The organism is Aeromonas sp. A35_P (assembly GCF_002259925.1).
GTDB classification, from domain to species: Bacteria; Pseudomonadota; Gammaproteobacteria; order Enterobacterales; family Aeromonadaceae; genus Aeromonas; species Aeromonas dhakensis.
In genome coordinates, this window is the sequence record NZ_NEVB01000043.1 from 8,539 (window position 1) to 19,766 (window position 11,228).

Below are 11,228 nucleotides of genomic sequence, written 5' to 3' on the forward strand. Positions count from 1 at the left end.
ATTGATAGAAAATGACGTTGCAAGTCAGGCTTGTCATATTTCGCAACAACTTGTGCAATTGTAAGTAAATGTAATTGAACCCTTTACTCAGGGTGGGCGAAGATCATATTTTGAAAATGTACTTGACCCGTCATGGCTGCGATTTAATAAAGTCAGTCATGGTGCCAAATAATATTGGTTGATGACCTTTCTGTTTTTTATAAGGTGGGTCTATTTGCATTTTTTATCAGGAGATTGAGATGAGAAACTCTATTGTTGCGGCCGCTCTGGTGCTGGCTGGTTCCGGTTTCGCCGCCAATGCGGCAACAGTTGGGGATATCGCCGTGTATGCCACAGAAAAATCGCACGGTTCGATATCGATAGGAACCAACAACGCCTACACAAAAACCTTTGATATTGCCTTGGCCAAACTATCAGGTGGTGATATTGATTTATCAAAGATGTGTTTGAAAGCATATGGCAGAAATAATCAGGTGTTCAACGCTGACACGGTGGATGAAGCCCTGCTGTCAGGCGTTCTCAAGCAGGGGGGAATGGTAAAGGGGATTGCTGTCTTTGCCGATAATAATGATGCTGTCCTTGACGCCACGCTGGTGAAAATATCTGACAACTGCCATTAAATGGCACTCCTTGTTGGTGGCTGGGTAAATGCCTGGTCCCATATGCAGGGGGAAAGCGTACTTCCCACCCGGGTCATGCGTTATTGAGTCAGAGCTCTATTCATATGACGCGCCCTGTTTGAGGGTGGCGTCGATAAGCCCGGCCAGTGTGATCAGGGCCGCCTCCAGTTGCTCGCTCCAGGGATGGGAGCTGTTGAGCCGCAGGCAGTGGTTGTGCAGCCCCTTGCTGGAGAAGAGGGCGCCGGGGGCCAGCGAGAACCCGCTGGCCAGCGCCCGGGCGTGCAGGGCGCGACTGTCGAGGCGCGGGTCAAACTCGAGCCAGAGAAAATAGCCGCCATCGGGGGAGGAGATGCTCACTTCCCCCGGCAGCAGGCGCAGCAGGGCGGCCCGCATCTGCTGCTGGCGCTGGGCCAGGGTGTGGCGCAGCCGGCGAAAGTGGGCATCCACCCCGCCCTGACGCAGCATCTCGGCCAGCGCCAGCTGGCTGGGCACATTGGTGGAGAGGGTCGACATCAGCTGCAGCCGCTGCACCCGCTCGGCGTGGCGACCCGCTACCACCCAGCCGACCCGAAAGCCCGGTGCCAGGCACTTTGAGAAGGAGCTGCACAACAGGCTCTCGCCCCGGGTATCCCAGTATTTGATGGGCCTTGGCCGCTCACGGCCGAAATAGACCTCGGCATAGACGTCATCCTCCACCAGCGCTACCCCGCGTCGGTTGAGCAGCGCCATCAGCGCCTGCTTGTGCTCATCCGGCATGGTGTGACCGAGCGGGTGCTGAACATTGCCCATCAGCCAGCACGCCTTGATGGGGCGCTGGGCGAGGGCCTCCTCCAGCAGGGCGAGGTCGATGCCCACCCCGGGGATCACCGGGATCTCCACTGCATTGAGCTTGAGCCGCTCGATGGCCTGCAGGGCGCCGTAGAAGGTGGGGGACTCCACCACCACCCAGTCACCGGGCTCGGTCAGCACCTGCAGACTGAGGGAGAGCGCCTCCATGGCGCCGGTGGTGATGATGATCTGCTGAGGGTCCACCGCCAGTCCCTCGCTGGCGTAACGCTGGGCGATGGCCCGGCGCAGCGCCTCGTTGCCGGGGGGCAGGTCTGCCACCGTGCTGAAGGGGTCAAGCCGGCGCATGCAGCTGGCCAGTGCCCGGCCAAGCTGGGGATGAGGAAACAGGGTGGGGTCGGCCACCGACATGCCAAGGGGCACCAGCCCCCGTGACTTGCTCGCCTGCAACACTTCGAACACCAGATCGTTGATGTCCACCGAGCCGCTGTAGTGAGCCTGCTGGGGCAGGCTGGCGGCAGGGCGGGAAGGCGCCGCCTTGACGTAGTAGCCGGACTGGGGGCGGGCGAGGATCCGCCCCTGGCTCTCCAGCAGCTGATAGGCCTGCAACACCGTCATGGGGCTCAGGCCATGGGTCTTGCAGCTCTGGCGGATGGAGGGGATGCGCTCGCCGGGTTGCCACACCCCGGCTTCTATCTGCTGTTGCAGGCGGTCGGCCAGCTGACGGTAAAGGGACATGTGATGCAGCAACTGTTATAGGTGTAATTCAATATAACTGCATCTGTTATAGGTGTCATGCTCCGTGGTGTACTTGTCTCGCACAAAACGTGCAAGGTAAATACAACAAAAGAGAGTGACGCATGATCAATCCGGATGACGTGGTCAGCCTGTCGCGCCTGCAATTTGGCGCCACGGCCATGTTCCACTTCCTGTTTGTGCCCCTCACGCTGGGGCTGTCCTGGATCCTGGTGATCGCAGAGTCGGCCTATGTGATGACCGGCAAGGTGATCTACAAGGACATCACCCGTTTCTGGGGCAAGCTGTTTGGCATCAACTTCGTGATGGGGGTGACCACAGGCATCACCCTGGAGTTCCAGTTCGGCACCAACTGGGCCTACTACTCCCAGTATGTGGGGGACATTTTCGGCACCCCGCTGGCGGTGGAGGGGTTGATGGCCTTCTTCCTCGAGTCGACCCTGGTGGGGCTCTTCTTCTTCGGCTGGGACAAGCTCTCCCGCGGTCAGCATCTGCTGGTGACCATGCTGGTGGCGCTCGGCTCCAACCTCTCCGCGCTCTGGATCCTGATCGGCAACGGCTGGATGCAGAACCCGGTGGGCGCCGAGTTCAACCTGGTGACCCAGCGCATGGAGCTGGTGGACGTGGCCGCGGTGATCTTCAACCCGGTGGCCCAGGTCAAGTTCGTGCACACGGTGGCGGCGGGCTATGTGGCCGCCTCCCTGTTCGTGATGGGGGTGAGCAGCTGGTATCTGCTGCGCCGCATGGAGGTGCGCTTCGCCCTGCGCTCCTTTGCCATTGCCTCGGGCTTTGGGCTGGCCGCCATCCTCTCGGTCATCGTGCTGGGTGACGAGTCGGGCTATCGCACCGGCGAGGTGCAGAAGGTCAAGCTGGCCGCCATCGAGGCGGAGTGGGAGACCGAGCCCGCGCCGGCCGCCTTCACCCTGTTCGGCTTCCCGGATCAGGGGGCCGAGACCACCCACGCGGCCATCAAGATCCCCTATCTGATGGGCATCATCGCCACCCGCTCCCTCGATGAAGCGGTGACCGGCATCAAGGATCTCAAGGCCCAGCACGAGACCCGTATTCGCAGCGGCATGGTGGCCGCCGGGGCGCTCGAGCAGATCCGCGCCGGCAACGACTCGGCCGAAAACCGTGCGCTGTTCGACCAGCACGGCCAGGATCTCGGCTACGGGCTGCTGCTCACCCCCTATGCCAGCAACATCGCCAAGGCCGGTGAGGCCGAGATCGCCAAGGCGGTGGAAGACTCGGTGCCGCAGGTGGCGCCGCTGTTCTGGGGCTTTCGGATCATGGTCGGGTTGGGAGTAGTGATGCTCGGACTGTTCGTGGCGGGCTTCGTCCAGCTCTGCCGCAACCGGCTGCTCGCCTCGCCCCGCCTGCTCAAGGCGCTGCTGTGGAGCATTCCGCTGCCCTGGATTGCCATCGAGGCGGGTTGGTTCGTGGCCGAATTCGGTCGCCAGCCCTGGACCATCAGCGACGTGCTGCCGGTGTCGGCCTCGGTGTCGCTGCTGCAGCCGGGCCAGCTCTGGTTCAGCCTGATCTCCATCTGTCTCATTTACTCCTGCCTGCTGGTGGTGGAGCTGTTCCTGCTGCGCCGCGTGATCCGCCAGGGGCCCGCCGTGCTGCATACCGGCCGCTACAGCGGTGAACAACCCGAACTTGCGAGGATCGCCTGATGGATTATGAAACCCTGAAACTCATCTGGTGGGGGCTGGTGCTGTTCATGCTGGCCGGCTTCATCGTGATGGATGGCTTCGATCTGGGCATCGCCATGCTGCTGCCGGTGGTCTCGAAAGAGGATGAAGACCGCCGACTGGTGATCAACAGCGTGGGGCCGGTGTGGGAGGGCAACCAGGTGTGGCTCATCGCCGGTGCCGGCGCCCTGTTCGCCGCTTGGCCGCTGGTCTATGCCGCCGCCTTCTCGGCGCTCTATGTGCCCATGATAGTGCTGCTGCTTGGCCTCTTTCTGCGCCCGGTGGGCTTTGACTATCGCAGCAAGCTGGCCGATCCCCTCTGGCGCCGCTGGTGGGATCGCGCTCTGGTGGCCGGTGGTCTGGTACCGACCCTGGTGCTCTCTGCCGCTATCGCGCTGGTGATGCAGGGCTTGCCGTTTCGCTTCGACAGCGCACTGCGCCTGCACTACGGGGCCTTCGACTTCCACTGGAGCTGGATTGCCAGCGTGGTGGCGACCGGGGTGAGCCTGCTGCTGCTGCACGGCGCCAGCTTCCTGCAGGCCAAGGTAACGGGCACCCCTGCACTGCGGGCCCGTGGCCTCGCCATCCTGCTGGCACCGCTGGTGACCCTCTGCTATCTGCTGGCCGGCTGGCATCTGCTGGGGTTGTCGGGTTATCAGCTGACCGGCCTAGCGGGCCAGCCCTTTGACCCCAATGCCGCCATCAGCCCGCTGATGAAGGGGGTGATCCCCCACGCCTGCGGCTGGCTTGGCAACTACTTTGACTACCCGCTGCTGTGGCTGGTGCCCCTCATCGGCGCCCTGGCACCGCTGGCCAGCGGCATCGCCGCCTGGCAGGAGAAGGGACGGCTGGCGCTGCTGGCCAGCGGCCTGGCCTGCGCCGCCATGCTCTGCTCGGTGGCCATCGCCCTGTTCCCCTTCGTGCTGCCCTCGTCGCTGGATCCGGCCAGCAGCCTGACCCTGTGGGACGGCACCTCCAGCTTCAAGACCCTGACCATCATGTTCGGGATCGTGCTGGTGCTGATGCCCATCAACCTCGGCTACACCGGCTGGGTCTACCGGGTGGTGCGCGGCAAGCTGGATCGTGCCGGCATCAAGCGCGACAGCCATCAACTCTACTGACCCCAAGGGAGCCGCTATGTGGTACTTCACCTGGATTTTGGGCCTGGGTTTCGCCCTGTTGCTGGGCCTGTGCAACCTGCTCTGGCTGGAAGCACGCTGGGCAGCCGATGAACGGGATGAGCCCCGCTCTCAACCCTGATCCCCCTCGGTCGGGGAGGGCAGACCCTGCCTCGCCCCGACCCCTTTCTCTTGTCATCCAACCGACAGGTAATCCGTTATGAAACAGACAATCAAAGCGGTGACGCTGGCCATCGGCTGCGCGCTCGCCACCGCGCCGGCCTGGGCCGAGCCCGTACAACTGACGCCACTGGACAAGGCATTCACCCTGCAGGTGCTCGGCAGCGGCGGCCCCATCTCCGACGATCTGCGCGCCTCCTCCAGCGAGGTGATCTGGTGGAAGGGCAAATCGCGCATCCTGATCGATGCCGGTGGCGGCGTCTATCTGCGCTTCGGCCAGGCGGGCGCCAAGCTCGAAGAGGTCGACTTCATCGGCATCACCCACTTTCACACCGACCATGTGACCGACCTGCCCGCGCTGCTCAAGGGGGCCTACTTCTTCAAACGCAGCGATCCGCTCGATCTGGCGGGGCCGCAGGCCGGCTCGGCCTTCCCCAGCATGAGCGACTATTTTGACGCCCTGTTCAACCCGAACAAGGGGGCCTATGCCTACCTCGGCGGCTTCAAGGATGGCACCGATGGTCTCTTCCCCATCAATGTGCACGATGTGCCCTACCAGACTCCCCGGCCGCAACAGGTCTATCAGCAGGATGGCCTGACCATCACGGCGCTCGGCATCCCCCACGGGGACGTGCCCTGTCTGGCCTATCGCATCGAGAGCGCCGAGGGGACCATCGTCATCTCGGCGGATCAGAACGGCAGCAACCCGGCCTTTGTGCCGTTTGCCAAGGGAGCCGACATCCTGGTGATGCCGCTCGCCATCCACGAGGGCGCCGATCCTGTCTCCGCCTCGCTCCATGCCAAGCCCTCGGTGGTCGCCAAGATTGCCGCCGAAGTGAACCCCAAGCTGCTGGTGCTGAACCACTGGATGGGGGTCGGCCTCAATCATAAGAAGGAGGCGATGGCCATCGTCAAGCAGCAGTTCCACGGCCAGGTGGTGGCCGCCCGCGATCTCTCCAGTTACCCCGTTTCATCCGTCAAGGAGTCCAGCCATGAGTAACGCACACAGCAACAAGAGCTCTCGCAAACTGAGCCTCTCCATCGCCATGACCGGCCTGATCGCGCTGACCCCCGGGCTTGCGCTGGCAGCCACCCCGAGCGAGGCGCCGGTGAAGGCGGCGCCGAGCGAACAGCACGGCGGCAAGTGTGCGGCCGGCAAGTGCGGCACCGAGAAGCGCTTCGAGAAGCAGACCCTCGACAGCGATCCGCAGGGCCGGCTGGTGCGCGCCCGCGATGGCAAGTGTGGTCTGACGGAGCAGGGGATCAACGGTGAGGCCCAGCGCCAGGAGAGCAAGATGACGGAGGGGGTATGCAGCCAATAAGCGCCAGCAGCCGTGGCGTGGGGTTGCGCCAGGAGCATCTGGCCCAGCTCTGTGGGGCGCCGGCCCGCCCCGGCATCGACTTTCTCGAGCTGGCGCCGGAGAACTGGATGGCCATTGGCGGCGCCAGGCGGGAGCAACTGCAGCAGATCGCCGCGCGCTATCCGCTGGTGGCCCACGGGCTCAGCCTCTCCCTCGGCGATTGCCAGCCGCTCAATATGACCCTGCTCGGCCAGATCCGCGCCTTTCTCGACGAGTTTGGCATCGACATCTACAGCGAGCACCTGAGCTTTTCCCGCGACGATCGCGGCTATCTCTACGAGCTGCTGCCGGTGCCGCGCCAGTGGGAGAACCTCCCCTATCTGGCGGATCGGATCCGGCAGGTACAGGATGCGCTGGCCCGCCCGCTGGTGCTGGAGAACATCTCCTACTACCACGGCTATGAGCACGAGATGGCGGAGGAGGCGTTTCTGACCGAGCTGGTGGCGCGCAGCGGCTGCGAGCTGCTGCTCGACATCAACAACGTTTTTGTGAACAGCCGTAATCACGGCTACTGCGCCGAGCGGATGATTGCCGGGCTGCCGAGCCAGGCGATCCGCTACTTCCATATCGCCGGCCATCTGGAAGAGGCGGACGGCACCCTGCTGGATACCCATGGTCGTCCGGTCTGCGAGGAGGTGGTGGCGCTGGCCCGTTATACGGTGCAGACCCACGGCCTGCGCCCCCTGCTGCTGGAGCGGGATCATCATCTGCCCCCCTTGCCCGTGCTGGAGGCCGAGCTGGCCCGGGTCCATCAGGCCTGCTGCGAGGCGACGGCGCATCCTGCGGGTCGGGAGGTGTGTCATGACTAGGCGAGAGCAAGCGGCATGGCCTACCACGGTGGTTCCGCCCCGGCTGTGGCAGCAGACCGAGTGGCTGGCCGGTTGTATACGGGAGTCGGCAACCGGGCTAGCCCCCCACTATGTGCGCAGCGTGCGGGCCAATGTCGAGGCGGTGCTGGAGAGTACCTTCGCGCTCACCCTGAACCACCTGACGCCGGTTGAGCGCGATGCGCTGGTGAATGGCTTCGTTGCCCACCATGGCGCGATCGAGCCCGCCTTTCACCAGATTGCCACCGAGTTGGTGCGCCATGTGCAGCTTCGCCAGAGCGAGGGGCGGCTCAACTGGCCCGGGCTGCGGCTGGCGCTGCTGGAGTATGAGTGGGCCTGCCTGTGCGTCGAGATTGACGACGCGCAGGTGCCGCGCCCGCTCGCAGGGGAAGCGGTGGAGATGGGCAGCCCGCTCTGGCTCAATCCCACCCTGCAGTTGCTGACGCTGCCCTTTGTGATCCAGCAGGGGCGGGTGGTGGCGGCCGGCCAGGCGCCTCAGCTCTGCGCCCTGTTTCGCTGTCCTGCCCATCAGCTGGTCAGCCAGGCGCTGCGCGAATTCGATGTGGCCCTGCTGCAGCTGCTTGGGCAGCAGCAAGGGCTCAGTGTGGCCGGGTTGGCCGCCCAGGTGCATCCCTATCGCAGCGGTTTTGATCTGCTGGGGTGGGCCCGCCATTTTCACCGGCTCGGCCTGCTGGCCACGCAACCGCCATCCATAGAACCCATATCCATTGAACGTCAGGTTCCCCCTTTCCAAGGAGACATCCCATGAACAACACCCTTATCCATTGGTACGAGCGGGCCGTGGCCCAGTGCAAGCGGCTCGATTTTCTGGCCCTGCTGGCCATTCGCCTCTACCTCATCCCGGTCATCTATGTGGGTGCCCACTCCAAGGTGGTGGGGTTTGCCGGCACGGTCGCCTGGTTTGGTGCGCCAGCCTCGGAAGGGGGGCTCAACCTGCCGTTCCCGACCCTGCTCGCCTTTCTGGCGGCGGGCACCGAGGTGTTGGGCTGCATCTGCATCGCCCTTGGTCTCTTTACCCGGGTCATGGCCATTCCGACCATCTTCCTGATGAGCGTGGCGAGCGCCATGGTGCACTGGAAGCACGGCTGGGATGCCATCGCCACCGGCAGCATGGAGGCGACATTGCGCCTCAACGGCTTTATCGAGTGGCTGGCCGCCAACTTCCCCGGTCGTTACAACTACATCACCGAGCTTGGGGATCCGGTGATGCTCAACAATGGGATGGAGTTTGCCGCCACCTACTTCGTGATGCTGCTGGTACTGCTGGTGTACGGCGGCGGTCGCTACGTCAGCCTCGACTACTGGCTGGCACGCGCCGTGACGGGCAAGACCGGGCCGCAAGCGGCATAACAAAATAAACAGAGCGTGAAAGCGAAACGAGCGGCATCAGCCGCTCGTTTTTATTTTGCAGAACAAAGGCCTGCGGTTTCAGTACTGGGGGCAGGCCTGTGCCATCCGGGCGGCTTGCCGCTCGCTGACATGGGTGAGGCCGTAGGCCAGCAGCACGATCAGCGCGCCGATCCAGGGGGTGTGCATCAGACCCAGGTGCTCCACCACCAGGCCACCGACCACGGATCCCAGCGCGATGCCGACGTTGAAGGCGGCGATATTGAGGCCGGAGGCCACATCCACCGCCCTCGGCGTGTGCTGCTCGGCCTGTTTCACCACCAGCACCTGCAGGCCCGGTACGTTGCCAAAGGCAAAAGCACCCCACACCAGCACGGTCAGCACCGCCAGCACCGGGTGCGGCGCGGTGAAGGTGAGCACCAGCAGCACCAATGCGAGACCGGCAAACAGCAGCTTCAACGCAGGCAGCGGGCCCATGCGATCGGCCAGCTTGCCGCCCCAGATATTGCCGACGGCGACCGACACTCCGTACACCAGCAGAATGAGGCTCACCGCGCCGGCGCTAAAGCCGCTCACCTGCTGCAAGATGGGGGCGAGGAAGGTAAAGGCGGTGAAGGCGCCGCCGTAACCGAGCGCTGTCTTGGCGTAGACCAGCAGCAGCGGCTTTTTGGTGAGCACCGAGAGCTGCTCGCGGATAGTCGAGGCGGCTCCTTTGGGCAGGTTATTGGGGATCAGCAGCAGGCTGCCCACCATGGCGACCAGCCCCAGCAGGCTCACCACCAGAAAGGTGTCGCGCCAGCCGAAGACCTGACCAATCCAGGTGCCGAGCGGGACGCCGGTCACCAGCGCGATGGTGAGGCCGCTGAACATGATGGCGATGGCGCTGGCCGCTTTCTCTTTGGCCACTAGGCCGGTGGCGATGGTGCTGCCTACCGAGAAGAAGACCCCGTGGGCCAGCCCGGTCAGGATGCGGGCCAGGATCAGGCTCTCGTAACCGGGGGCCTGCCAGGCCAACAGGTTGCCGGCGGTAAAGAGCGCCATCAGCCCTACCAGCAGCCACTTGCGCGGTACCTTGCCGGTCAGCGCCGTGAGCACGGGGGCGCCGATGGCCACCCCAAGGGCATAGAGGCTGACCAAGAGGCCCGCCGAGGGGAGCGAGACATTCAGCTGTTCTGCGATGGTGGGGATAAGCCCCACGATCACAAATTCGGTGGTGCCGATCGCAAAGGCACTTAAGGTGAGGGCAAACAACGCCAGTGGCATAACAACTCCTTGGATGGTGACTCCCGACGGGAGAGTGGCGCCAGTATGCCGAGGTGATTTATTGGCAAAAATGACGGCGACATCAAATTACTTTTGCCAAATCAGCAGCAATCATCACGATGGCTCGGGTCTTATCGGGCGGGGAATTGTGTGGGTGGCGCATAAAACCAAAAAAAGCGGTAGGCACAGTGCCTCCCGCTAGGGGTTGGAGAAATATCCCGGATCGTTATTGCCTCCCTTCTCCCCTGGCGGGAGAAGGGTCGGGGATGAGGGGGCATTCTGTATATGCAGCAAAACTAGCCTAGGGTAGCCTGCTATACCCTCACCCTAGCCCTCTCCCATGGGGAGAGGGAACAATCCGGTTGAACCTGCTTATCAGTCCCAATCCGGCGCAAAGTCCGGGTTGGCGCAGCGCTCGCCCCGCTCCAGGGTGGCGATGGCGGCCAGCTCCTCGGCAGTGGGTGTGACCTTCAGCGCCGCCAGGTTGGCGGCCAGATTCTCCCGCTTGGTGGAGCTCGGGATCACCGCCATGCCCTGGGCCAGCAGCCAGGCCAGCGACACCAGGGCCGCCGAGACGCCGTGGCGCTGGCCGATCTCCATCAGCAGCGGCTCGGTGAGCACCTTGCCATAGGCGAGCGGCATATAGGCGGTGATGGCGATGCCGTGATCCTTGCAGAACGCCACCACCTTGCGGTTTTGCAGCAGCGGGTGGATCTCCACCTGCTGGTGGGCGATGGCGCCCGGCCCCAGAATGTCGATAGCCTGTTTGAGCTGGGCCACGGTGAAGTTGGAAACCCCGATCTCGCGGGTCAGGCCCCGGGCCTTGGCCTCGGCCAGCTGCTCCAGATAGACCGTCATCGGCACCTCATCCTTGGGGGAGGGCCAGTGGATCAGCGCCAGATCCAGATAGTCGGTGCCCAGTTTTTTCAGGCTCACCTCTAGGCTGTGTTCTCAAAATGCTGGTTTTCTGTCCACCAATAGTTCCCGTAAGTAACGAAGGCAGAAAGCCAGCTTGATAAAAGCAGCAAAACTTCCCGCCAGCTTTTCATACCTCGTTGAGAATCGGCGAAACTTCTTCAGCCATCCGAAGCACCGTTCGACCACATTTCTCCTACGATAACGAGCTTTGTCTAACACCAGTGGACGTCCCTTATGGTGCCGTTGCTGGTCGCTGCGTTGCGGGATAACCGCTTTTATCTTTCTGCGCCGGAGTTCTGCCCGCAGAGCCCTGCTGCTATAGGCCTTATCTGCGGCA

The 11,228-nt window shown here is 63.2% G+C and carries 12 protein-coding genes and 1 pseudogene; 9 read left to right on the forward strand and 4 right to left on the reverse strand.

The window, feature by feature from the left end; genetic code table 11:
* Positions 1 to 239: 239 nt before the first annotated feature.
* Positions 240 to 620, forward strand: a complete 381-nt coding sequence (locus tag CAK78_RS03740) for a DUF4354 family protein (RefSeq protein ID WP_094696413.1) — start codon at positions 240 to 242, stop codon at positions 618 to 620.
* A gap of 96 nt (positions 621 to 716) precedes the next feature.
* Here CAK78_RS03740 and CAK78_RS03745 read toward each other — a convergent pair whose 3' ends face one another.
* A complete protein-coding gene (locus tag CAK78_RS03745; protein WP_094696414.1) occupies positions 717 to 2,144 on the reverse strand; it encodes an aminotransferase-like domain-containing protein in 1,428 nt (475 codons plus the stop codon).
* 122 nt (positions 2,145 to 2,266) lie between these two features.
* On the opposite strand from CAK78_RS03745, the gene CAK78_RS03750 reads away from it, so the two are divergent.
* The 8 genes from CAK78_RS03750 to CAK78_RS03785 all read left to right on the forward strand — a co-directional run bounded on the left by CAK78_RS03750 (position 2,267) and on the right by CAK78_RS03785 (position 8,713).
* Positions 2,267 to 3,838, forward strand: coding sequence for a cytochrome ubiquinol oxidase subunit I (locus CAK78_RS03750; protein WP_094696415.1), 1,572 nt, complete (start codon positions 2,267 to 2,269; stop codon positions 3,836 to 3,838).
* On the forward strand, positions 3,838 to 4,977 hold the full coding sequence (cydB, locus tag CAK78_RS03755; protein WP_094696416.1) for a cytochrome d ubiquinol oxidase subunit II: 1,140 nt from the start codon (positions 3,838 to 3,840) through the stop codon (positions 4,975 to 4,977). Before CAK78_RS03750 ends, cydB begins: the two co-directional genes overlap by 1 nt.
* 16 nt (positions 4,978 to 4,993) lie before the next feature.
* A complete protein-coding gene (locus tag CAK78_RS03760) occupies positions 4,994 to 5,116 on the forward strand; it encodes a cytochrome bd oxidase small subunit, CydX/CbdX family (RefSeq protein WP_005299522.1) in 123 nt (40 codons plus the stop codon).
* Positions 5,117 to 5,194: 78 nt separating this feature from the next.
* Positions 5,195 to 6,154 carry an MBL fold metallo-hydrolase gene (locus CAK78_RS03765; protein ID WP_094696417.1) on the forward strand — a complete coding sequence of 320 codons (960 nt, stop codon included), beginning with the start codon at positions 5,195 to 5,197 and terminating at the stop codon, positions 6,152 to 6,154.
* On the forward strand, positions 6,147 to 6,476 hold the full coding sequence (locus CAK78_RS03770; protein ID WP_094696418.1) for a hypothetical protein: 330 nt from the start codon (positions 6,147 to 6,149) through the stop codon (positions 6,474 to 6,476). The genes CAK78_RS03765 and CAK78_RS03770 overlap by 8 nt, the downstream gene beginning before the upstream one ends.
* Complete coding sequence (locus CAK78_RS03775) at positions 6,464 to 7,324, forward strand: DUF692 domain-containing protein (RefSeq protein ID WP_094696419.1); 861 nt, start codon at positions 6,464 to 6,466, stop codon at positions 7,322 to 7,324. The genes CAK78_RS03770 and CAK78_RS03775 overlap by 13 nt, the downstream gene beginning before the upstream one ends.
* A 43-nt stretch (positions 7,325 to 7,367) precedes the next feature.
* Positions 7,368 to 8,111: a putative DNA-binding domain-containing protein gene (locus CAK78_RS03780; protein WP_094696420.1), complete on the forward strand. Its 744-nt coding sequence runs from the start codon at positions 7,368 to 7,370 to the stop codon at positions 8,109 to 8,111.
* Entirely contained in the window at positions 8,108 to 8,713 is a 606-nt protein-coding gene (locus tag CAK78_RS03785; protein ID WP_017765996.1) for an HvfX family Cu-binding RiPP maturation protein, read from the forward strand. Before CAK78_RS03780 ends, CAK78_RS03785 begins: the two co-directional genes overlap by 4 nt.
* A gap of 78 nt (positions 8,714 to 8,791) precedes the next feature.
* Here the strand turns inward: CAK78_RS03785 and CAK78_RS03790 are convergent, their stop codons facing one another.
* The 3 genes and pseudogenes from CAK78_RS03790 to CAK78_RS03800 form a co-directional block, all read right to left on the reverse strand.
* The gene (locus tag CAK78_RS03790; RefSeq protein ID WP_005299532.1) at positions 8,792 to 9,973 is read right to left on the reverse strand and encodes an MFS transporter; all 1,182 of its coding nucleotides are present in this window, start codon (positions 9,971 to 9,973) and stop codon (positions 8,792 to 8,794) included.
* Between the two features lie 375 nt (positions 9,974 to 10,348).
* Positions 10,349 to 10,918 (reverse strand): annotated as a pseudogene (locus tag CAK78_RS03795) (aldo/keto reductase); the annotation flags it as partial.
* Between the two features lie 6 nt (positions 10,919 to 10,924).
* Positions 10,925 to 11,228, reverse strand: a 304-nt coding sequence (locus CAK78_RS03800) for a transposase (protein WP_141214104.1), incomplete at its 5' end; no start/stop codon positions are given.